General features: G+C 56.2%; 20 protein-coding genes. 10 read left to right on the top strand and 10 right to left on the bottom strand.

Translation table 11 applies throughout. The features are described 5' to 3' along the window. Positions 1 to 13 precede the first annotated feature (13 nt). Both Q1K07_RS13075 and Q1K07_RS13070 read left to right on the top strand, forming a co-directional pair. Positions 14 to 2,023 carry a GMC family oxidoreductase gene (locus tag Q1K07_RS13075; RefSeq protein WP_300311495.1) on the top strand — a complete coding sequence of 670 codons (2,010 nt, stop codon included), beginning with the start codon at positions 14 to 16 and terminating at the stop codon, positions 2,021 to 2,023. 261 nt (positions 2,024 to 2,284) lie between these two features. Further along, complete coding sequence (locus tag Q1K07_RS13070; protein ID WP_300311493.1) at positions 2,285 to 2,731, top strand: YjjA family protein; 447 nt, start codon at positions 2,285 to 2,287, stop codon at positions 2,729 to 2,731. Positions 2,732 to 2,935: 204 nt separating this feature from the next. On the opposite strand, the gene Q1K07_RS13065 is transcribed toward Q1K07_RS13070, so the two are convergent. Further along, positions 2,936 to 3,847, bottom strand: coding sequence for a LysR family transcriptional regulator (locus tag Q1K07_RS13065; protein WP_300311491.1), 912 nt, complete (start codon positions 3,845 to 3,847; stop codon positions 2,936 to 2,938). Positions 3,848 to 4,054: 207 nt separating this feature from the next. On the opposite strand from Q1K07_RS13065, the gene Q1K07_RS13060 reads away from it, so the two are divergent. After that, positions 4,055 to 5,113, top strand: coding sequence for an aldo/keto reductase (locus Q1K07_RS13060; RefSeq protein ID WP_300311489.1), 1,059 nt, complete (start codon positions 4,055 to 4,057; stop codon positions 5,111 to 5,113). A 14-nt stretch (positions 5,114 to 5,127) separates the two neighbouring features. Here the strand turns inward: Q1K07_RS13060 and Q1K07_RS13055 are convergent, their stop codons facing one another. Then, positions 5,128 to 5,484 (bottom strand): YciI family protein, encoded by a 357-nt coding sequence (locus Q1K07_RS13055; RefSeq protein WP_300311487.1) that lies wholly within the window; start codon positions 5,482 to 5,484, stop codon positions 5,128 to 5,130. A 173-nt stretch (positions 5,485 to 5,657) separates the two neighbouring features. Next, positions 5,658 to 6,344, bottom strand: coding sequence for a glutathione S-transferase family protein (locus Q1K07_RS13050; protein WP_300311485.1), 687 nt, complete (start codon positions 6,342 to 6,344; stop codon positions 5,658 to 5,660). A gap of 204 nt (positions 6,345 to 6,548) precedes the next feature. On the opposite strand from Q1K07_RS13050, the gene Q1K07_RS13045 reads away from it, so the two are divergent. Both Q1K07_RS13045 and Q1K07_RS13040 read left to right on the top strand, forming a co-directional pair. Next, entirely contained in the window at positions 6,549 to 7,448 is a 900-nt protein-coding gene (locus Q1K07_RS13045; RefSeq protein ID WP_300311483.1) for a bestrophin family protein, read from the top strand. Between the two features lie 124 nt (positions 7,449 to 7,572). Beyond that, the gene (locus tag Q1K07_RS13040; protein ID WP_300311481.1) at positions 7,573 to 8,505 is read left to right on the top strand and encodes a LysR family transcriptional regulator; all 933 of its coding nucleotides are present in this window, start codon (positions 7,573 to 7,575) and stop codon (positions 8,503 to 8,505) included. A gap of 160 nt (positions 8,506 to 8,665) precedes the next feature. Here the strand turns inward: Q1K07_RS13040 and Q1K07_RS13035 are convergent, their stop codons facing one another. Next, entirely contained in the window at positions 8,666 to 10,990 is a 2,325-nt protein-coding gene (locus Q1K07_RS13035) for an FdhF/YdeP family oxidoreductase (protein ID WP_300311479.1), read from the bottom strand. A 597-nt stretch (positions 10,991 to 11,587) separates the two neighbouring features. Further along, positions 11,588 to 12,463, bottom strand: coding sequence for an EamA family transporter (locus tag Q1K07_RS13030; protein ID WP_300311477.1), 876 nt, complete (start codon positions 12,461 to 12,463; stop codon positions 11,588 to 11,590). A gap of 110 nt (positions 12,464 to 12,573) precedes the next feature. Between Q1K07_RS13030 and Q1K07_RS13025 the strand changes: the two genes are divergently transcribed. After that, the gene (locus tag Q1K07_RS13025) at positions 12,574 to 13,053 is read left to right on the top strand and encodes an Lrp/AsnC family transcriptional regulator (RefSeq protein WP_300311475.1); all 480 of its coding nucleotides are present in this window, start codon (positions 12,574 to 12,576) and stop codon (positions 13,051 to 13,053) included. Positions 13,054 to 13,335: 282 nt separating this feature from the next. Continuing rightward, the gene (locus tag Q1K07_RS13020) at positions 13,336 to 14,280 is read left to right on the top strand and encodes a bile acid:sodium symporter family protein (protein ID WP_300311473.1); all 945 of its coding nucleotides are present in this window, start codon (positions 13,336 to 13,338) and stop codon (positions 14,278 to 14,280) included. Positions 14,281 to 14,600: 320 nt separating this feature from the next. Here Q1K07_RS13020 and Q1K07_RS13015 read toward each other — a convergent pair whose 3' ends face one another. Continuing rightward, positions 14,601 to 15,020 (bottom strand): type II toxin-antitoxin system VapC family toxin, encoded by a 420-nt coding sequence (locus tag Q1K07_RS13015; protein ID WP_300311471.1) that lies wholly within the window; start codon positions 15,018 to 15,020, stop codon positions 14,601 to 14,603. Then, on the bottom strand, positions 15,017 to 15,271 hold the full coding sequence (locus tag Q1K07_RS13010; RefSeq protein WP_300311469.1) for an Arc family DNA-binding protein: 255 nt from the start codon (positions 15,269 to 15,271) through the stop codon (positions 15,017 to 15,019). Before Q1K07_RS13010 ends, Q1K07_RS13015 begins: the two co-directional genes overlap by 4 nt. A gap of 61 nt (positions 15,272 to 15,332) precedes the next feature. On the opposite strand from Q1K07_RS13010, the gene Q1K07_RS13005 reads away from it, so the two are divergent. The 3 genes from Q1K07_RS13005 (at position 15,333) to Q1K07_RS12995 (ending at position 16,974) form a co-directional block, all read left to right on the top strand. Next, positions 15,333 to 15,668, top strand: coding sequence for a TAXI family TRAP transporter solute-binding subunit (locus Q1K07_RS13005; protein WP_300311467.1), 336 nt, complete (start codon positions 15,333 to 15,335; stop codon positions 15,666 to 15,668). 147 nt (positions 15,669 to 15,815) lie between these two features. Next, positions 15,816 to 16,634 carry a type IV toxin-antitoxin system AbiEi family antitoxin gene (locus Q1K07_RS13000; RefSeq protein WP_300311465.1) on the top strand — a complete coding sequence of 273 codons (819 nt, stop codon included), beginning with the start codon at positions 15,816 to 15,818 and terminating at the stop codon, positions 16,632 to 16,634. After that, entirely contained in the window at positions 16,624 to 16,974 is a 351-nt protein-coding gene (locus tag Q1K07_RS12995; protein ID WP_300311463.1) for a nucleotidyl transferase AbiEii/AbiGii toxin family protein, read from the top strand. The genes Q1K07_RS13000 and Q1K07_RS12995 overlap by 11 nt, the downstream gene beginning before the upstream one ends. A gap of 98 nt (positions 16,975 to 17,072) precedes the next feature. Here the strand turns inward: Q1K07_RS12995 and Q1K07_RS12990 are convergent, their stop codons facing one another. The 3 genes from Q1K07_RS12990 to Q1K07_RS12980 all read right to left on the bottom strand — a co-directional run bounded on the left by Q1K07_RS12990 (position 17,073) and on the right by Q1K07_RS12980 (position 22,904). Beyond that, the gene (locus Q1K07_RS12990) at positions 17,073 to 17,432 is read right to left on the bottom strand and encodes a nucleotide pyrophosphohydrolase (protein ID WP_300311461.1); all 360 of its coding nucleotides are present in this window, start codon (positions 17,430 to 17,432) and stop codon (positions 17,073 to 17,075) included. 178 nt (positions 17,433 to 17,610) lie between these two features. After that, positions 17,611 to 20,484 (bottom strand): DUF499 domain-containing protein, encoded by a 2,874-nt coding sequence (locus Q1K07_RS12985; RefSeq protein WP_300311458.1) that lies wholly within the window; start codon positions 20,482 to 20,484, stop codon positions 17,611 to 17,613. Continuing rightward, complete coding sequence (locus Q1K07_RS12980; protein WP_300311456.1) at positions 20,475 to 22,904, bottom strand: DUF2357 domain-containing protein; 2,430 nt, start codon at positions 22,902 to 22,904, stop codon at positions 20,475 to 20,477. The genes Q1K07_RS12985 and Q1K07_RS12980 overlap by 10 nt, the downstream gene beginning before the upstream one ends. Positions 22,905 to 22,908: the final 4 nt, after the last annotated feature.

Raw genomic sequence — 22,908 nt, 5'->3', positions numbered from 1 at the left:
TGAGGAATTCATCATGACTACCCAGAACGATGAGCAGAACTATGAGCAGGACTATGATCTGGTGATCGTCGGCTCAGGTGTTGCCGGATCGATCGTCGCCTACCAGTTGGGATCTCAGGGCAAGAAAGTGCTGATACTCGAAGCCGGTCCGGAAGTGCCGGCGGACCGTAGCGGCTATATGGAGACGTTCTTCAAGGCCAACGCCAAGACACCCGAGTCGCCCTACCCGCCCACCACGCAAGACCCTTCGGCTTCGACAGCAGATAACCCGTTGGGCCTGCCCGACCCTGCGCAGGAAAATACGCCGCGCTACACGGTGCTGCAGATAGGCGCCTGGCGTAATCCCAAGCAGTGCTACTTCGATTACACCGAGCAGGAACCGGGCCTGAGCGGCGATAGCCTCCAGGCCAAGTTCGCCTTTGCCAGTTCCTACGAACGCATCGGCGGTGGCACCACCTGGCACTGGCTAGGTACCTGCTTGCGTCTGTTCCCCAACGATTTTGAAATGCAGACCAAGTACAAGCAGGGCGTGGACTGGCCTGGCGGCGCCAAGTTCTACGATGCGCTGGTGCCCTATTACGAACAGGCGACCCGGCATATCGGGGTATCAGGCGACAAGCAGGCGATGGACCAGATCTACAGCGAGTTCGGGGTCTCCTCCAGTGGCAACTATGGGCCGGAGTACGATTACCCCATGCCCGGCATCGACCCGTCGCTGGTCGACAATAGCCTGAACATACCGGCGGTGACGTCGCTGAAGGTCGATGATATCCCGGTTTCCATCACGCCTACGCCCCAGGGTCGCAACTCCCGTCCGGGCGAGCGTCGCCAGTGCGCAGGTAACACGAACTGCATTCCTATCTGCCCTATCCAGGCCAAATACGATGCCACCGTCACCCTGGCGCAAGCACTGCAGACCGGTAACGTGGAAATCCGCTACCGCTGCGTTGCCAGCAACATTCGCCTGGATGACACCACCAACGAGGTCAGCGGTATCGACTTCATCACCTACGACACCCACAGCGGTATCCAGACCGGTTCGGGCACGGCAGTCGGGAAAAAATACTTCCTCGCCGCCCACGCCATCGAGACACCCAAGTTGCTGCTGATGTCGAACAAGAACAAGAACTTCCCCAACGGAGTGGCCAACTCCAGCGACCAGGTAGGGCGCAACCTGATGGACCACATCATGTACCTGGCCTGGGGGCTGGCGAAGGATCCGGTTTTCCCCTATCGCGGTCCGCTCTCCACCTCGGGGATCGAATCGCTGCGCGACGGCAAATTCCGCAGTGAGCGTTCGGCCTATCGCATCGAGATTGGTAACGAGGGCTGGCAGTGGGCAGCGAACGACCCATTCACTACCCTCGCGGATTTCGTCTTTGGTCAAGACGGCAGCCAGACCAATGGCAATGAGGTCAACGCACAGGGACAACCGCTGAAGTTCGATCCAAGCCTGCCGGACAATGCCCAGTTGTTCGGCGCCAAGCTCGTCAGCACTTTGAACGGGATCTACACCCGCCAGATCCGCCTGGGTTATCTGATCGAGCAGTTGCCCGACCCGGAGAACCGCGTGGAACTGTCAGAAACCCTCACCGACCACTTGGGTCTGCCGCGCCCCAAGATCACCTACCGGATAAGGAACAACTACGAACGCAACGGCTTCGTATCGGCCAAGCAGGTGTCGACCGAGATCTTCCAGGCGATAGGAGCCCGCGAGTACACCAAGACACCGCCGCCCCCGAAGCTTTACGGCAGTCCTTCCGAGGTAACGCCCACCAACTTCGAATACCAGGGCCAACGCTTCACCTTCTACGGCGCCGGACATATCGTCGGTACTTACCGGATGGGCGACAAGAAGGAGAACTCTGTGGTCAACGATCGCCAGCAATCCTGGGACCATTCCAACCTCTACATGGGAGGAAGTGGGCTGTTTCCCACGGTGGCCACGGGGAACCCCACCCTGACCATCGCCGCCCTGGCATTCAAGACGGCAACGCATATCCTGGAGGACTTTAGTAGTTAGTGAGCTCGTGAGTTAGTTAGTTAGTGAGTGAGTAAAAAAGCTTAGAAACCCCGCTCTGGTGCCTTGCGCTCCGTGGCATCAGAGCGGGGCTTTCGCCCCTCTACTCTTTCATTCTTTCCACTTCCCCCCTTTTTTCGCCAGCCGGATATAGCTCCAGAACCATTTCGGGTGAACTGCCTCGGCATAGATGGGTCACATCATTAGTCACTGATGTACTTTCAAAGCGTTCAGTGACGGTCCCTCAATCATGGAGAATGCTGAATGGATACACGACTCAAGACCATCGCCTTTGCTGGATTGCTTGGTTTCATGTCGATCGGACAGGCACAGGCCTTGTCTTTCGACAGTGTGAAGGAGAGCGCGAGCAGCATGCTTTCAGAAGGCGGCGGAGAGGGAGGCGGATTATTGAGCTCGCTATCCAGCGGCTCCTTCAGTTCGGGAAGCCTGACCAACCTGACCGGTGTCATCAACTATTGCCAGGAGAAAGGCTATCTCGGCAGTACCGCCGACGTTGCGAAGGATCAACTGATGGAACAGCTTGGTGTTTCCGCCGAGCCCACGGAAGATAGCGACTACCAGCAAGGTCTGAGTGGCATTCTGCAGGGAGAAGATGGCGAGTCGTTCAATCTGGCCTCCCTGGGCGACACGGTAGGTGAAAAGGCCTGCGGTATGGTGGCAGATCAGGCCGTGTCCATGGTGGGGGGATAAGCGTTTGTTCCCGGCCCCGCTGCGGCGGGGCTTTCTATCCTCTGTTTCATGAACCTGGCTCTATAACCCTGTTTCTACAACCCTGTTTCTACAACCCTGCCTCTATCCCCTGCTTCTTCTGCTTTCTATCCCCAGCCTTATCGCTATGCCTGCCTTCTCGTTATCCCTGCCTTCTCTATCTCTCTTCCCCTCTACTCTTCCCCTCTACTCTTCCACTTCTGCTCGCCTGCGTGCGGCAACATGGTCGAGGAAAGCTCGCAGTTGCGGGGTAACGAGGCGATTGCCGGGATAGTAGAGGTAGAAACCTGGTTCCCTCGCGCACCATGGGCCGAGCACTTCGACGATATCGCCGGTCGCCAGAAGGTCACATGCTTCTGGCTCGAGGAAATAGCCGATACCAAGGCCATCCTTGACCGCGCGCAGCCGGGTTGCCACATCGTTGGTACACAGCGGGCCAGCCACAGCCACCTGAACAGACTGCCCATCACGCGCGAATTCCCACTGGTACAAGTGTCCTCCACTTGGCCAGCGCATGTTGATGCAGGCATGTTCCTTCAAATCTGTGGGATGCCCTGGTGTGCCCGTCCGCGCCAGATAGGCCGGTGATGCCACGGCGATCCAGCGCAAGGGATCACTCACCGGCACGCCCACCATGTCCTGCTCCAGGTTTTCACCGAGGCGCAACCCGGCATCGCATTCGCTGGCGACGACATCTTCCAGACGATCGGAGATGACAATCTCGACCTCGATTCGGGGATAGGACTGGGCAAAGCTCGTCAGGTGTGGTGCCAGCGCATAGGAAGCCCCGGTGCGCGATGCATTGATGCGCAACCGACCACCGAGCTCGCCCTGTTGGTCCTGCAACTGGGCTTGCGCCTCGGCGATTTCCTTCAAGGCGGGCCGAATACGCTCATATAGCTGCTGCCCCGCTTCTGTCGCCCGCGTGGCACGCGTGGTTCTGTTCAGCAGGCGTTGACCCAGGCGCACCTCCAGCCGCCGGATCGTCTGGCTGAGCGCTGAAGGCGTAACTCCAAGCCACTCCGCCGCCCGGGCGAAATTGCCGTGTTCGATGATTGCGGCAAAGGCACGCAGTTCCGCTACGTCACTTCCTTTCATTGTGATCTTTCCCTACGGACTGTCATCTCTGCCTTCCATCGTTACCTTTCCATGATGTATCCCGGCACCGCTGTTTATCCCGGCACCGTTATTTATCCCAATGCCATTATTTATCTCAACTTCATGGTCCATGAAGATACCAACATATTCTGTCCATTTTGAAACAGATCTATCTTCCCAGGAAGCCAACAGCGGAGGAAAGATCCCATGCAGCTTGACCATTACCGTTTGCTGGGCCGTTCAGGCCTGAAGATATCGCCCATGGCGCTTGGCACCATGACCTTCGGTACAGAATGGGGATTCGGTGCTGATGAGCCGACATCCCGCGCAATCTTCGATCGCTATGTCGAGCGTGGCGGCAACTTCATCGATACCGCGAACTACTACACCGGCGGCTCTTCCGAGTCCTTTATCGGCCGCTTTGCCAAAGGGCGGCGTGAACGCTTGGTCATTGCCACGAAATACACTCTGCCGATGCGCGCCAACGACCCGAACTCCGGTGGCAACAGCCGACGCAGCATGGTCCGTGCGGTGGAAGACAGCCTGGCCCGCCTCGGCAGCGACTACATCGACCTGCTGTATCTGCATGCCTGGGACTTCACCACGCCCGTGGAAGAGGTACTGCGCGCCATGGATGACCTGGTGGCGGCGGGTAAGGTCGTGTACCTGGGGCTGTCCGATATCCCCGCCTGGCAGGCCTCACGGATGCAGGCCATTGCGGACCTTCGCGGCTGGTCACCGCTGATCGCCATGCAGTTGGAATACAACCTGATCGAACGCAGCGTGGAGCGCGACCTGGTGCCGATGTCCCGCGAGATGGGCATGGGTATCGTGCCCTGGTCGCCCCTGGCCAGCGGGTTGCTGACCGGGAAGTACCAGCGCGCCGAACTTTCTCCGGACAGCGTAGCCAGCGGCAGTCGTGCAGCCATCGTGACGGAAGCCGGCCCTGTCCCGGAACGCAGCTTCCGTATCGTCGATGAGGTGAAGCAGGTCGCTCAAGAACAGGAGGCATCGCCTGCCGCCGTGGCATTGGCCTGGCTGCTCACTCGCCCCGGCATGGCAGCGCCGCTTATCGGGGCTCGCTCAACCGATCAGCTCGACGCCAACCTGGCCGCACTTGAGCTGCAACTGACGGATGACCAGTTGGCCCGGCTCGACAATGTCAGCAAGGTGTCACTGGGGTTTCCCCATGACTACCTGCAACGCCCTGCCATCCAGGCCAATATCTATGGCGGCATGTCGATCGCGACAGTGACCGGCGCTTGAAGCTAGCACATGCACTAGGCCCGCGATGGCACATCCAGCTCACGCACTGGGCGAACCTCGACACTGCCCACCCGCGCGGCGGGGATACCCTTGGCGATCTCCAGGGCTTCGGTTTCGTCCTGTGCGTCTACCAGATAGAACCCCGCAAGCTGTTCCTTGGTTTCAGCAAAGGGGCCATCGGTAACAACGGTCTTGCCGGCCCTTACCCGCACGGTCTTGGCAGTCAGCACCGGCTCCAGGGCTTCAGCGGCGAGCATGCGGCCACTACCTTGGACTTTCTCGGCATACGCCAGGCATTCCTCGTCGTGCGGGCTTTCCGGCAGGCTATGCAGCAGCTCTTCATCACTGTAGACCAGGCATAGATATTTCATTTTCGTCCCTCATTCATGGATTGTCGTTCTTATGGTCGCGTCAGGTTGCTGCAGATCGACATACGGTTGTGATCTTTTGCGTTCAACACCACGGAGGGCCTTCTATCCAAAACCGCTGAGGGCCTTCTATCCAAAACCGCTGAGGGCCTTCTATCCAAAACCGCTAAGGGCTCTCAATCACGCCCCTCTGGCGCGCCCAGTGGAAACAGGTGCCGATAAGGACGCGCTTCATCAAGCACCTGTGCATAACTCGAGCGCGCCAGCAGTCGTGCGCGGTAGGAGTGAACATGGGCGAAGCGTTCGGGGATGGCATGCGTCCAGTCGGCATACAGGAGCGCGGGTGCTGCGGCGCAATCAGCCAAGCTGAAGGTCTCTCCCGCGACCCATTTTCGACCTGCCATGCGCTGGTCGAGAATGGCGTAAGCGGTCTCCAGTGCGGTTTTCCATTTCGCGCAGTCGTCACCATCGTCAGGCTCGCGCCCGAGCGCGACATAGATCATCTGTTGCTGAGGATAGCTGATGTAATTGTCGAAGAATCGATCCCACATGCGGACCTCTGCCGCGAGAACCGGGTCCAGCGGGATGAGCCGGACCTGCTCCGGATACAGCGCCTCGAGATATTCGATGATGCCGGTTGCCTCGAAGATCAGCTGATCGCCATCGACCGCTACCGGAAACTTGCCGATGGGCCACAGCGCCGCGAATTCACTTGCCACCGGTTCACTGCCATCCAATAGCTTCACCACGAATGGCACGCCCTTTTCATAGAAAGCCACCTTTGCCTTCTGGCAATAGGAGGAAAAAGGATGAAGATAGACGGTCAACGCAGCGCGCTGATACATCGTGGCGTCTTGTCCCATGGTGATATCTCCTTAACGTCGCCAGGTTAGTCCGGTTCCTGTGAGTCGCTTCAGGGAGGCAGGAATCGACAATCAGCGGTTTGTCTGCCGCATTCCAGACACCATAGACCATCGTTATCAATCGTTCAGAAACATCAATTTCAACCAACAAAAGCGCCTTGATAAACTACAAAACCTTATATTTTTCATACAGGTTTTATTCCTGTGATTGTCAGAACCGATAAACATCTGTTTTCCACATTGACCGCGATAAAAGGGTCCATCGCCAAGCGTATCGCCTGGCGCTGTATCATGGTCACGGCACTCGCCAGCCTGATTGTGCTGATGGAAATGCACTACCCCTCCTGGTTCACCCGGGTCAGTGCCACCCCTTTCACCTTGCTGGGCCTGTCACTTTCCATTTTCATGAGCTTTCGCAACAACGCCTGTTATACGCGCTGGTGGGAAGGCCGCCAGCTGTGGGGGAAGATCATTGTCGAGATACGCTCGTTCGCCCGCGAAAGCGTGGCGATTGCCGATCCGCAGGAAAGACAGGCGATGCTGCGCCGGCTTTGCGGGTTTGCTAATGCCCTGAATGCCAGGTTGCGTGGCGAAGATGAACATCAGGCAGCACAAGCCTGGGTCAATCCCATGCCTGACCGCCATGCCGACAATCTCAGCGATGCCATCCTGAGACAGCTGGGAGAAAGGTGCTCGCAGTTGGCAGCTGAACAACAGATCAGCGAATGGCGTTACATCACCCTGGAGCAACGCCTGGTCGGGCTGTCGGAAGCACAGGCTAACTGTGAGCGCATCAAGACGACGCCCCTACCATTCCCCTACACCCTGCTGCTGCACCGAACCATCTTTATCTTCTGCCTCCTGCTGCCCTTTGCCATGGCCGAGCCGCTCGGGTGGCTCGCGCCTCTCTTCACCGCCATCGTGAGCTATACCTTTTTCGGCCTGGATGCCATCGGCAACGAGCTGGAGGAGCCCTTTGGGCGTGATGAAAACGACCTGCCCATCGATGCCATGGTGCGTACCATCGAGCGCGAAATACTCTGCGCCCTGGGAGATGACATACTCCCACCACCGCTGGAGCCCATCGACTATGTTCTGAGTTGAACGGTTCTGAGCTGAACGGTTCTGAGTTGAGCGGTGCTGAGCTGAACGGTGCTGAGCTGAGCATGACGATCAGCTAGTATCAACATTCAGGCCCCAGCCGCCGAATTGTCTCTCAGGTCATGTCATGGATATCAAACAGCTCAAGTTTCTCGTTGCCCTTGATCAAACCCGACACTTCGGCAAGGCCGCCGATCTTTGCCATGTCACCCAGCCGACGCTGTCCATGCGCATCAAGGGCCTGGAGGATGAGCTGGACCTGGTGCTGATAAGGCGAGGCCATCGTTTCGAAGGCTTCACCGAGGCCGGTGAAAGAATACTGGCCTGGGCCAGGACCCTGCTGGCGGCCCACGATGGCCTTCAGGCCGAAGCCGCCAATTGCCGTGGCCAACTGGTCGGAAACCTGCGGATTGGCATGGTGCCGCTGGCCAGCTTCGACCCCATGCAATTGCTGAAACCCCTCTCGCAACGCTACCCCGAACTTTCCTTCCAGCTCTCATCCATGAGTTCCGAGCAGATCATCGACGGTTTGAGCCGCAATGATCTCGACCTTGGCCTTTGCTATCTCGACAACCATCTCGGTAACTCTCTCAACAGCACTCTCGATAACGAGAGCACGGAACACTTCGAGACGATCGAACTGGATGTCACCAGCATGGGCCTGCTGTTTGATATTCGTTACTTCCACTTCGAGGGTGAAGCACTGAGCTGGCAAGCGGTCAGCGAAGTGCCCTTGGGCATGCTGTCGAAAGCCATGCGTTTTCGGCAGTCGATCATGCTGAAGATGAGCGGCCTGGGGCTACACCCGACCCCGGTACTGGAAAGCGACTCGACGTATCAGTTGGCACAGGCCGTCAAGTCCGGTATCTGCTGCGCTATCGTGCCATTGCAGAACGGCACCGATATCCTGAGTGATGAGCTGCGCATCATCCCGATTGCCAATGCCAACACCAACGCCCCCATCAGCCTGCTCATGCGGCGGGCGGAGCCACGTTCGGCCCTGGCCGAGAAGTGCTTTGAGCTGGCGAAAGAGATCTTCGCCAAGGAAAACTCGGTATAAATAAATGGCTGCGCTTCCCAAGAAGCAAAAGCGGTTCATCACGAAAGCTGTCCATCACGACATAAAACACGAAAAAGGGAGCCTCAAGGGGCTCCCTGTCTTGTTTAGCCTTCTTATCTAGCTATCTTGTCTAGCTGTCTCTTGCCTAGTCGTCTCTTGTCTAGAGAGCAGCGCTTGGAATGGTGCTGTCTTCCTGGGCCTTTTCCAGCTTGATCGCGATGAACTTCGATGTGGGGGTAAAGGTTCTTTCCCCGTAGCTATCCAGCGGTACCAAGGGATTGGTTTCTGGATAATAGGCGGCGGCCTGCCCTGCGGGTATGTCATAGGCTACCAGCATGAAACCGGACACACGGCGTTCGCGGCCGTCATCCCAGAGAGAGACCAGATCCACCTTGTCGCCTGGCGCGAACCCCAACCGGCGGATTTCCTCTTCATTGACGAAAATGACTTCACGCAGCCCAAACACGCCACGATAACGATCATCCAGGCCATACAGGGTGGTGTTGTACTGGTCGTGGGAGCGCATGGTCTGCAGGATCAGGTCCGGCTTGTCTCCCCGTGCTGTCACGCCCTCATTGATGAGGTGCGTGGGCAACGCACAGGGCTTGAACTGCGCCTTGCCGCTTTCGGTATGCCAGCGCCGTTCAGAGGCTGCATTGCCCAGATGGAATCCGCCTGGGTGCTGCAACTTGGCATTGAAATCGGCGAAGCCGGGAATGGTATCGGCAATCAGGTCACGAATGCGGTCATAGTGAGCAATGACATCGTCCCAGTCGATCGGGAGGTTGCCCAGAGTTGCCTTGGCCATGCCCGCAATGATCGCAGGCTCCGAGCGCAGGTGTTCAGAGCCCGGCGGAAGCTGGCCATAGGAAATATGCACCATGCTGAAGGTATCTTCGACCGTCACGCCCTGCGGTCCTTCGGCCTGCATGTCCACTTCTGTCCGCCCCAGGCAAGGCAGGATCAGTGCTTCCTTACCGGTCACCAGGTGGGAACGGTTCAGCTTGGTGGAAATATGCACCGTCAGGTCACACTTGCGCATGGCCTCGTGAGTCCGCGGCGTATCTGGCGTCGCCTGAACGAAATTGCCGCCCAGGCCGATGAACACCTTGGCATATTGATCCTCCATCGCCTGAATGGCGCGCACGGTGTTGTGGCCGTGTTGGCGCGGTACCTTGAAGGTGAAGCGCTGTTCCAGGGCATCCAGCAGCCAGGCGGGGGGCTGCTCATCGATGCCCATGGTGCGGTCGCCCTGCACATTGCTGTGCCCGCGCACCGGAGAAAGACCGGCACCGGGCTTGCCGACGTTGCCGCGCAACAGCATCAGGTTGGCGATCTCCTGCACCGTGGGCACCGAGTGGCGATGCTGCGTCACCCCCATGGCCCAGCACATGATCACCCGCTCGGCGCGGCGGTACATGTCAGCCGCCAGCTGGATATCGGACAGGCTCAAGCCGGACTGTTCGACGATCTGATCCCACGATGTGGCATCCACTTCCGCCAGGTAATCATCCAGCCCAACCGTGTGTTCTTCGATGAATGCATGGTCGAATACCGCTGGCTGGCCAGCCTGTTGCGCTTCACGTTCCCACTGCAACAGGAACTTGGCGATGCCACGCATCACGGCCATGTCGCCCCCCAGGGCGGGCCGGAAGTAGGCCGTGTTGGTCGGCTCGGAGCCATTGCTCAGCATCTCGAAGGGGTGTTGCGGATGCTGAAAACGTTCCAGGCCACGTTCCTTGAGCGGGTTGAAGCACACCACCTGCGCCCCCCGTTCGACCGCTTCACGCAGGGGTTCGAGCATGCGGGGGTGGTTCGTGCCTGGGTTCTGGCCAATCACAAAGATGGCATCCGCCTTTTCCAGGTCATCGAACACCACGGTGCCCTTGCCTACCCCGATGGTGTCGGTCATGCCGATACCGCTGGCCTCGTGACACATGTTGGAGCAATCGGGAAAGTTGTTGGTGCCAAAGGCACGCACGAACAGTTGATAGAGGAAAGCAGCTTCGTTACTCGCCCGCCCCGAGGTGTAGAACTCGGCCTGATCGGGAGAGTCGAGACGCTGCAGATGCTCGGCGATCAGAGCGAACGCCTCATCCCACGTGGTTTCGACATAGTGATCGCTGTTGGCATCGTAGCGCATGGGGTGAGTCAAACGCCCTTGGTATTCCAGCCAATAATCGCTCTGGCGCGCCAGCTGCGACACACTGTGCTCGGCAAAGAAACGCGGACCGACATAGCGCCCGGTGGATTCCCAGTTGACCGCCTTGGCCCCGTTCTCACAGAACTTGACCAGCCCCTTTTCAGGCGATTCGCCCCAGGCGCAGCCAGGGCAATCGAAGCCACTGTTCTGGTTGGTCTTCAGCATCGCCCGCAGGTTCTTGACCGGCTTCTCACTTCCCAGCCAGCTTTTCGTGACGCTTTTCAGCGCCCCCCAGCCTGCCGCGGGTCCCGCATATTCTTTTATCTTTCCTTTATCGGCCATTGAAGACTCCAAGTACTTTTTGCCTTAGATACAAAAAGTCGAAAACTTATGAGACCTTAATCCTGCCCCACTACTTCAAGCAGTCCGTCATGAAGCACTTGTTCAAGTACTTATTAAAGCACTTATTAAAGCACTTATTAAAGCACTTATTAAAGCACTTATTAAAGCACTTATTAAAGCACTTATTAAAGTGCATAATGATCCAAGACCTCAGCCCCATAAATCGATAAATATATAAAAATTGATAAAACTTTCTTAAAACATGGAATTATTTAAGAAATAAAACATTAAACTTATTTCCCATGTAAAGCATATACACACAACTTGCTGTTGAAACTGGATTTTTTCCCCACAGATTCATATGATGACGATGATACGCCTGTTAATGATTTTAGTCCAATCGATATATCTGAACCATTGATAAGAAGCGTCTATCGATGGTAGGAAAGCCAGATTCAATGAAATAAAAAATCGACTCACCGGGGCTTTATTTGTCGTGGCAAAGATGTGGTTACTCGCTTGCTGTCGTTAATTTGCTATAGCTCATTGGCTGTAGCTTATTGGCTATAGCTTATTGGCTGTAACCCAGGCATTTCATTATCTGGCCGGTCTGTGCACGGCAATGCCGAGCATGACAAGAATGATGCCGAGCAGATCCTGCAGGGTGGGAATCTGAGCCAGGACGATGGCAGCGATGATCGTCGCCGAGGCCGGCAGGAGTGCCAACAGCAAGGCAAATGACGCACGCGGCAGGCGCGACATGGCGAGCTGATCGCAGGCATAGGGAATCACTGACGAGCAGATGCCAACCCCCATGCCGGCCAATATTACCAGTGGCATGCCGAAGGCTCGCACGGCTTCGAGGAAGCCGATCGGCATCAGAATGACGAAGGCAATGGCCATTGCGGCCCCGAGGCGTTCCACCCCGCGGCTCGCGCCTGCTCCAGAAGCCTTGTGGCCAAGCACGATATAGCCGACGAACAAGGCTGCATTCAGGGTCGCCCAGAACAGCCCGAGCGGGTTGGATACCCACTTCACGTCGATCAGAATCACCACACCGACAACGGTCAGCACCAGGGCGAAGACATTGCGCCGGGTACGCAGCCCATACAGCGCAACCGCCACGGTGCCGACGAATTCCATCGCGGCAACCAGGCTCATCGGCAGCTTATCCAGCGCAAGATAGAAAGACGTGTTCATCACCGCCAGGCACACGCCGAGCCCGATCAACAGCCAACGCGTCCCGCTATCAGCCTCCCGGAGGGTACGCCAGGGTCGGGTGATCGGAGCAAACACCAGCGCCGCGGTCGCCACCCGAAACCAGGCCACGCCCAGTACGCCGACCACGGGAAACAGCAGCACCGCAAAGGAAGGACCGAGATAATGGAAGACCGCGCTGACACCGAACCACGCATGCGGTGGCACCGCCTCGGCAGCACGGTTCAAGGCGGTCGATCTGGCAATTTCCGACATCACGAAAGCTCCCTGATTCATCAGCTACATTATGAAAAGGAGACTTCGTGCTTTATATATCGAAAGCCAAGAATTCATGGCCTTTAACCTAATAAAAGCAGGTATTTATATTGAAACGCCTTCGATATGAAAACTGCGATCTGGACGAGATCGACGAGATGATTCTGATCACACTCGTCGACAACGGCAGAACGACGACGGCAGAACTGGCCCGCAAGGTGAAGCTATCATCACCCAGCGTGGCCGAGCGCGTCAGACGCCTGGAGGAAGCTGGCATCATCACCGGCTACAGCGCCTCGATCTCACCTGAAGCCATCGGGCTGCCGATCGCTGTCTGGTTCCGGATACGCCCGGTGCCTGGAGAAATGCAGCGAGTGGCAGAGATCATTCAAGGGATTCCCGACATCACCCAATGCGACCGCGTGACAGGTGAAGACTGCTTTCTGGCCCGGGCCCACTTTGCTTCCATCGCGGACATGGAGCGCGTGATCGACCTGATCGTGCCCTACGCGATGACCAACACTTCCATCATCCAATCCTCACCCGTGACGCCAAGGCTGCCGCCGCTTCCTGGTGCTGATCAAAAGTGATCGACCTGTACGAAAAGTGCCTACGCTTGCTCATACTGCGTTGGAATGGATCTCAAAATGCTCATTTACACCTCGTAAACTCCGCTTTTTCGATCAATTCCGCCTTGTCTGATCATCGCTCGCCTACTTTTCGTACAAAGCCAGTAGAGGTTTTTTGCTGTGTTTCTTTTCCCCTTATGCGGCTTTTACCTACGTTTCGGGCTTCACTGATCGTGGTGAATAGCGCAAAGTAGCGAGCTATCTAAAAGAGCCATCCAAAAAGTACTATTCCAGGATTTTCTTATGTCGATCTTCGAGCGCGTCAATCGCCTGTTTCCGCTGTGGGCCATTCTCTTTGCCCTCTGTGCTGCCTGGCAGCCAGAGTGGTTCACTGGCCTGGCTGCCCAAATTCAACTGCTGCTGGCCATCATCATGTTCGCCATGGGGCTGACGCTGTCACGGCACGATTTTCTCGGTGTGATTCGTGCGCCCTTGCCGATCGTGGTCGGGCTGATTCTGCAGTTCTCGATCATGCCGCTGGCGGCGCTGCTGGTGTCCTGGGCGCTTGGCCTGTCACCGGAATTGACCACCGGCATGGTGCTGGTGGGCGCCACTGCCGGAGGCACCGCATCGAATGTCATGACCTGGCTGGCAGGAGGCAATGTGGCGCTGTCCGTCTCCATGACCCTGGTTTCGACGCTGGTCTCGGTGGCAGCCACGCCACTGCTGACCTGGGCCCTGGTCGGCCAGAGTGTCGAAGTCCCCGTTTGGGGCATGTTCCTCAGTATTGCCAAACTGGTGATCGCGCCGATTGCGCTCGGTGTGATCATTCACCACTTCCTTGGCCAGCAGATCAAGCGCGTCGAGCCTGCTCTGGCGACCCTGGCGATGGTAGCCATCGTCATCATCATTGCCATTGTGGTCGGTCTCAATGCCGGACGCCTGGCCACGCTGGGCCCGATGGTGGCACTCGCTGTGGTACTGCATAACGCCATCGGCCTGGCCGGAGGATACAACATCGGCCGCCTGCTCGGCTTCGACAAGCGAACCTCGCGCACCATCGCCATCGAAGTCGGCATGCAGAACTCCGGCCTGGCCGTCTCACTGGCCAGCCAGTTCTTTTCCGCCACATCAGCGCTGCCCGGCGCCTTGTTCTCCGTGTGGCACAATGTCTCCGGCTCACTGCTGGCCGGTTACTGGAAGCGCCGCTCAGTGGATGACGAACCGGCACAGTCTCTCGCCAAGTAATCCATGGCTTGAGATGAGCCTTCGTTGAGATGAACCTTCAGGGCCGAGCATGTCAGCATGCTCGGCCTTTTTGATGGCTTCAGAATGGCTTCAGCAGTGGCCGAGCTCCTAAGGGAAACACTGCATGAACGCAGCATTTCCTTAACGACTCGGCTAGGGAGGAAGATGGGGGATGGTGCCATGGAGGAAGTGAACACAGAGAGCGCTAAGAAAGGTGATGACGCTTAGTCCGAGAAAGCAGGTACTATGTCCATCCCCTATTCCTTGATCATGCGTACGCGGTCTCTAGACCGCAAGACAGCAATGAGCCATCACAACTTTTAGCTTTCCCACGGATTGATAACCGGCACACCTGCCGCTTCGAACGGGCCGGTATCTCGCGTGGCCACAGAAAAACCATTGGCAGCCGCAATAGCGGCAATAAAACCATCAGCAACGGCAATCGCAAGACCAGCCTTCTGGGCCTTGGCGATCAGCTCTGCATAGGCTTGCGTACATGGAAGGTCAAACGAGAGGACGCGACCAGCGAACAGGGGTAGCACCCGCTTTTCCAGATTCTCCTGCAATCCAGCCCGACGCTTTCCAGTCGGAAGTAGCGCTATACCAGAGCGCAGCTCCGCCACCGTGATGGAAGAAAGGTAGAGGGTTTCCAGTGCCTGGGCATCAATCCACTCGATAACGCGAGGTTCTGGCTCCCGACGCAGTGGCTCCGAGATAACGTTGGTGTCGAGCAGGATCATTCGAAGTCCGTCGGCTTGGCAGGGGTTTTGTCACGGACTTGCTCAAAGACAGCGAATTCATCATCGGTCAGCTTGGCCTGGCGACCAATGTCGGCCAGAAGAGAGCCCAACTTTACCCGACCTTCAGGAGCTACTGCCCCCTCCAGGATCTCGCGCACTTCAGCTTCCATGCTGTGTCCATGTAGCGCAGCACGGGCACGCAAGGCGCGATGCACTTCATCAGGCAGATTGCGTACAGTCAACATTGCCATTTTAAAGACTCCACAACACTCAATGCATGCAGTTTAAAACTCTGCATTCACTTGCACAAGTGTGGCCCAGCCCACAGATGATGACGACCAACCCGAGATCACCACCTTCGGCGTACGCGCCACCCTGCTGGCCAATGACGCTACCAACCCCGACCAGGTATATGAATTGGTCGCCGCGGTATTCGACAACTTCGAACGCTTCACCACCTTCCACCCCGCCTATACCGTCCTCACCCCCGAAACCATGATCAAAGATGGACTTTCCGCACCACTGCATGAAGGCGCCCTGCGCTACTACCAGGAACAGGGGTGGATGGAAGCGGACGACGCGCTGGGGAGGACGACGTGGGAGATGGTGTGGAGGAGGAGACGAGCAGTGAAGCGGAAGAAGGTGTAGAGGGTACTGAGGGAGGAAACGAGTAAGACTTTGATGGCAAACCTTCTCTTTAATTTTTAGCTAATTTGTGTCCTTTTAGTGCACGAAAAAGACAGTTTTCAAAGAATCCAATGGCAACCTCTTTGATAAAGTCATAGTATGTGCCCTATGAGTGCACATAAAACAGATAAGCTAAAGAGCACCCTCGAAGCCATCCCTCCTGGGTTCATGGTTGATTCTAGCTGGCTGGATCGCCACGAGATCAGCCGCTTTCTCGCACGCAAATATGTTGATCGCGGGTGGCTGGAGCGTGTGACCCGCGGTGTTTTCAGCCGCCCGACAGCGGGCACAGGAAAAAACGAAACACTCGACTGGAAGACCTGCCTGCTCTCGATACAGCACTTGATGAATTACCAAGTCCATATCGGCGGCATGACAGCGCTTGCACTGCAGGGCTACAGCCATTATCTGCCGTTGGGCGGGAACGCTCCAGTTTGGGTCTATGGTGACGACATACCTAACTGGCTGGCTAGGCTACCGCTAAACGCACCGCTGGAAACACGCCACACATCCCTGTTCCTCGATCCGACAATCGGCCTGACGAAGAATGAGTCCGACACGACCGTACTACCTTGGGACTGGCAACTAAAGATGTCATCGCCCGAACGAGCGGTTCTGGAAGTGATGGACAAACTGCCCGAACATGAGAGCTTCCACAATCTCGACATGGTGTTCGAAAGCCTGACAACCCTGCGCCCCCGCACCCTGTCAGCGTTGTTGCATAGTTGCAGTAAGATCAAGGTTACGCGACTATTCTTCGTCTTTGCCGACCGCCACAACCACCCATGGCGCAAACGTCTCGACCCACAGGATTTCAACCTCGGAAGCGGTGACCGGGCTCTAGTTAAAGGCGGCAGGATACACCAGCGCTACCGCATCATGGTGCCGGAAGAATTTACAAGGATGGAGACAAGCGATGGCACGTGAAGATTACGAAGCACAGGTCGCCCTGCTGGTTCGAATCCTCCCATATGTCGCCGAAGAGGAAGTCTTCGCCCTGAAAGGCGGCACGGCCACCAACCTGTTCTACCGCGACATGCCACGTCTGTCAGTCGATATCGACCTGACCTATCTACCGGTCAAGGACCGTACTGAAAGTCTTGCCGAGATCAATGAAGCGATGGACCACATCGCCACTGCCATTGAGCGCCCGCAAGCTGCCAATCTCCCCGCAGTTCGTTGGAAACTGATCAACCTGAACAAACTGATCGAGCAAAATGCGGAAAAGTACCTAGCCCAGCGTAAAGAACTGGAAGCGCTGTTCTGACTTCAGGCTGTCACCATCTCCCATAACCGGTACTGCATACATCATTAGATGCCCGCTAGGCTGATAGGTCTCTGTAGAGAGCGAAAAGCACGCGCATATCATTCGCTCTGATAATGCGTATACTTTTTCGCACTTCCCTTCACCTGCTCCGCGGGATATTTCTTGGCATTCTTCTCCATTTTCTCCCAGCAAGCCTGTTCAATATCCACACCCAACTTGCCCGCCAGGCGAATCAGGTAAAGCTGAACATCGGCAATCTCATCACGCACAGCAGCCAGTTGTGCCTCATCCAGGTCCTTTGATTGAGCCTCCGTCAGCCACTGAAAGCACTCCTGCAGCTCCGCTGCTTCCACCGTCAGCGCCATGGCCAGATTCTTGGGCGAGTGAAACTGGTCCCAGTCCCGCTCGGTAGCAAACTGGTTCATGGCGACGTGAAGCTGCTTGAAAGGGTCTGACATGTAGGGTTCACCTAGTTCTGCTGTATTGGATAGTAGTGTGCATGCCTGCCCTACTGCTCGCTATCCAGCTAGCATCGGCATAGGCGGCCACCAGGCCGCCCATCTTCTTACAATATGGTCTTTAATCCATGAATCATGGCAGCCATTGCAAGCTCCATGGTTAACACAGTATCTCTCTTTACTCTCCCTCAAACTCCGAGCTGCTGAATTTCAGCACGTTGCAGTTTTCCTTGATGGTCCGCTGCAGCGCCTCATCGAAGCCGTCGGCACTGGTGGCCTCGATTTCCACGGAGATCTTCACCTCGACGCCGCTACGTAGGGTGAACTGCTCCACGACCTCATCGACCAACGTAGCGAAGTCCATCTTCGCCTTGAGAGGGTTCAGGTCTACGTTGCCGTAGAAGTGCTTCTTGATTGCATTAGCAACCTCTGTCTGATCGGCAGAGCCGCCTGCCAGCCCTCCGCCCACCGGTGCGCTGAGTCCAGAGGAACCTGTTGTGCTCGAGGCACCCTCTCCAATGGATGCAGGTACGGATTGATCACCTCTGCGCTCCTCCTGCACTTTGGCACGTTGAGCAGCCTCCGCTGCCAGCTTGTCACTGTACGCTTTAGCAGCTTCACGCTCGATGAATAGCGCCTCGCTATCTAAGCCACCGATACTGCCTTGGCCGAAGGTAAAACCGAGATAGGTATCTCCTTCCTTGCCTGAGGCATAGCCAAAGAAGTCTTCCGAGGCAACGCCTTGATTCATGGCATTCTTGAACACTTGATCGTTCACCAACCTCGGCAAGTAGAGATAATGGCAGCTATCCTGCCAAACCTTTAAGGCACTGACCTCGTTCACGCCATCTTTGAGATACCATTGCTTAAGGATATTGCGCAGAAAGATTGGCGACCATTCGTAGATCAGCCACTCCTCCTCACGGAGTTTATTTTCGATGGTCTCGACCAGATTTTGGGTAGTAGTGGATATCTGTACCACTTCCCACGCGAGTGTGGGTTTTCCCTTCACGAACTCCTCTGCCGGTGCCATCAGCCACTTGTAGGTCTCTCGTATGAGCTGAGACAACGATGATTCCGCAGCCTTGCTGCTCTGTTCAGCTTGTCTCAGGTGGACAAGGTCCTGATTGAGGATGTCATTATTGATGTCCTCGACGATGGATTTCCAAGCTAGAAAGGTCCGCGCCTGGTCCTTCAAGCGGCTTACCACATCAAAGTCAGCAGCCAGGAAGATCAGTCGGTTTTGCTTCTGCCGCGGCTGCTCCCCACGCATACGCAGAATCTCTTCGGCAGCCTTGTAGGCCTGGTTGGCTTCCGTGCGGCTATATGCAGCATCCATGGGCAATACAACTAACCGAGGCCCTATACCGTACTCGTCCGGCACATCGCTCGATGTATTGAAGACATGAATACCAGCAAAGTGATGCTGACGCCCCATCAGCCGATTAGTGCGCTCTTTAAGTAAGGGAATCAGTGCATCCCGCTCATTAATGTTTTGCTTGCGGCTCTCCATCTCACGGCGCAAATTGGGCTTAGTATCAAACCAGAAGCGGTCCTGCTCGGAATACAGATAGTGCAAGCGGTCACGTAAACGCTTAAGTACGTCTTCGAAGACACCGATCGACTGGGCCGGCTGAGCAGCTCCCAGCAAGATCCGCTCCTGCTTGATGCCGCGGGCTGCCTGAACACTATTGGAAGCAGCACTGCCCAGGAAGATAGTCCGTGCAGCTCGCCGGGCGGCCTGTACACCACCAAACAATGCGATTTGTTTATCCAGGTCCAATGCACCTGAACGCGGCCCATCAACCTCCCGTTCAATCACTGGCTGCCAGCCTTGCGGGAGATAGTGAAGACTCTTGTCACGTACACTGCTGTCTTCCAGCGGCAGTGACCCCGGCATGATCAATGCATCACGGTTTCCTGTTACCCACAGCTGATGGATCACGATCGCCATAAACTGCAACACACCACGGGTGCGCTGAAATTTTTCCAAGGTCGACCAGTCTTCATATAGGCGGTCGAACACCTCAGGATGGATCGGATAGGAGCGGCAGAGACGCTCAAAGTACTCATTGGACTGAGTCTCAGCGGGAAACTTCTCAGCATGCTGTCGATAGAACTCCGAGAATTGGCGGCAAACACCCTCTACCTCGCTACGATCGCCAGCACTCTCAAACAAACGGCGTCGCACGATCTCGAATGCTTCTTCAGTGCCTACTGGCTTCCACACCGACTCCACACGACCGAAATACTTTTCCAGTGCGATGAGAGTCTGTTGACCCATGCTCCCCCCCACCTCAAGCTCCGACTCGGGTAGAGATGCCAGCAGGATAGCGTTGGGGACTGCCTTCATTGCCTCGGTGAGCGCTTGGATGAAGCTGAAGTTACTGTCATAGGTCCCAGCGGGATAAGACTTGCCCAGCTCAAACTGACGGATGTAAGCCAATAGCTCATCAACCAAGATGACGCAGGGCGCCGCCTTCTTCAGTAGCTCCACCAGTACCTGCTTGCCGGGCGAGGTACCTTGCAGATGAGACTCCTTGACCATGGCCAGGCCTTCGTCGCCCAATAGCTGCCAGGCGAGCTCCCCCCATAGCGTAGAAACTATCTGGCCTTCCTTCTTCACCGACTGCTGGCTCGGCGCCATATTGATGCCGTCGATCACCGCCACCCGGGCACTCGGCAGCTCACTGACACCAGCCTCGTCCAGCAACGGCGGAACGCCATGTAGCTTATCGGTGGATGTCTTACGTGAGGCTAGGTGATAGACCGCCAGCATGGTGTGGGTCTTGCCCCCACCAAAGGCCGTCTGAAGCTGGATGACAGGATCCCCACCTTTCCCGGCAAGGCGCTGGGCCACAGAAATCAACAACAGCCGCATACCTTCTGTGATATAGGTTCGCGCGAAGAATTTCTCGGCGTCCTGGTATTCCTCTGGCGCGGTTCCAGTCGCCACTTGAGTGATATCGGCAGCGAATTCCGACTGTTTGAAGGTGCCTTCCAGGACATCCTTGTGCGGTGTAGCGATGTCTCGCCAGGCTTTCAGTGACATGATGACGGCTCCACGTCTGATTCTGCGATGAACTCGAGATGGTTCACTGGTCTACCAGTGCTCGGATCAGTGTTTTGTTTGCGCTCAACACGCACTACTCGGTAGCGCGTCTTCAACGTCTTCCATTTAATGTACTGCTCCCAGCTATCAATGAACTGCAGCTGAGGCTCTTGTTCGTCGATCGCCAATTCCAGGCCCAGCCGTGAAATGAAGTAGCGGCCAGTACGATTGCCCTTCATCTGGTGGCTCGATAACAGCTTGATGCGCTGAATCGGGCCTAGACGATAAACATAATAAGGTTGGTCAGGCTTACTAGGCGCCCATGTCGTGCCTGTTCGTGAGAGTTCATTGCCCACCAGCACTTCGATATCCTCTACTTCAGCCCAACCAATGATCGAGAGGCTAGACTGGTCATACAGCGCCACCGCCTTCACTTCATGCAGTGGATAGCGCGAGGAAGCCGGCCGCCGGGTATAAAAGACCTTGTGCTCGAAATGGTACTGCAGCCTCGCTGCCCGCTCCTTGGTGGGGATCAGCCCTACCATCACCAGATCCTTACTCGACTGGCGGCGCTGCTGATAGACCCGGTCATCGTAGTGGTAAAGCGACTCCGTGATCACCTCGCCTGGCTGCTCGAACAGGCTATCCAGGTATTGCCGGAACAGCGTATTCCTTCTCTTTCGGCCTGGCTGTAGTGGAATGGCTCCAATGTTGACCTTGTCGATGCTTTTGTAGAATGGGTGCTCAACGAAGTTCTGCTCATCCCCGGGGTAAGGAAACAAAATCACGCCACCAATACTCTTGTTGGCCACCTTAACTGTTTCATCCTGCCCCTGCTCCCAGAGGATGGCGTCTCGATAGCGATGCAACTGGGCGATAGTATCCAGTGGCGGCCCATAGGGAGTTGTTGATGAAGGGTAACCCACCGACTCACGATCGAAGCGGTACTTAGCATCCATCACTACTTTGAATGACTTCTTGCCCTTCCCCCGACCAAAGCCGTTACGCGAGAACTCGATAAACTGGTCCGGGCGTTGATCGAAGGTATAAGTGTAGGAATCACGCTTGAATGAGCGATTGAAGTAGATCGAGATATCGTCGCCGGTACCACGCTGAACAAAGTTAACCCCCGAGCATTTGCCCTTCTTCAGACTCACTTTGAAGCGGTTGTGCTCTAACTTGACAATGTCGTTGCTTGCTAAGTCGTACTTGGGGCTCTCCCGTAACAGGCTCACTGTTTTCAGGAAGCACCAATATTCGTAAATGGTGGCGATATCCTTATAGTCCATCTTGAACAGCGGATGCTCCGCCATGGCCAAGCCTTTCCGCAACAACAAGAAGCGGTGGTAGAACTCCTTATATCCCGGTGCCATGGTCAGTGCTGTGGAGAAGAACATCTGATGGTTGAAGGTACCCACCTCGCTGAGTACCGGACCACGCAAACGGCGGCGAAGGTGCGACTTACTACGCTCGAGCGCCTCAACCTCAAACCGGATACGCTGTTGATCAAGGCCCTTCTTGCCACTCAAGTGCTGTATAGCACGCTGAATCTGACGCATGATGTCCGTGATAGCCCAAGCCACAAAACGATTTTCCTGGGTGTCGTAGCTGATGCGCTTGTGTTGCTCGCTCAGATGCGAGAGCTGCACGCCATCAGCAACCTGCAGCCCTCCTCCGCGGCAGTAGCGGTCAGGACGCTGGGAGGCCGCTTTTATCGCCCTGGATGTCACCCGCTTCACTCGGTGAATCGGCTTCACGCGAGATTCCTTGCGCAGGTCAGACTTAGGTGAGTGCAGTAACGTATCCAGGCTCTGCTCAAGGCTGTGGTAGAGCGCCTTGAATAGATTCAGCCACTCGGAGGTCAGTTGGCGGTATGTCGAGCGCGGTTTGGTAGAAGCGAAAGTCTTAGTAAAGGCATCGAACGCTAGGGAATACAAGATCTCCGTGATCTCATCCAACATAGCCGGAAAATCATCTTTGTAATCCAGCTTCTGAGGGAACACTTCAGCGTCCAGCGCAAATAGCACTTTGCCATGATCATCGCGCACATCAAATCGTGTCAGCCCTACACTGTTCTCGAGGTTGATGGAACCCATCAGTCGAGTCTTGCCGTGCAATAGCTTGGACTTTACCCGCTCCTGAGGTGCATCATTGACGAACAGTCTGAGCGGAGGCTGAAACTGACATGTTTCACCCGGCTCAAACAACCATTCCAAGCGCTGCCATTCAAAGAACAATGGAGTCTCAACCGGGCCCTCCAGCTCTGAGTCTTGAAGGTTCAGACTCAACCCGTGAGGGGTAAAACGAGCCTGTGGGGCCTCATGATGCTGCTGCTCCAAAATCGCCTGAGGTAACCGCACATCGCTCACCAAAAGGTGGCAGATGGTACCGTCAGGATGGTCGAAACAGAGCGACGTCATATCA

Origin of the sequence: Halomonas sp. (assembly GCF_029263665.1) — a bacterium.
Classification (GTDB): Bacteria; Pseudomonadota; Gammaproteobacteria; order Pseudomonadales; family Halomonadaceae; genus Halomonas.
Note: the sequence above shows the minus strand (reverse complement) of the source record. Positions and strands in the feature narration are given on the sequence as shown.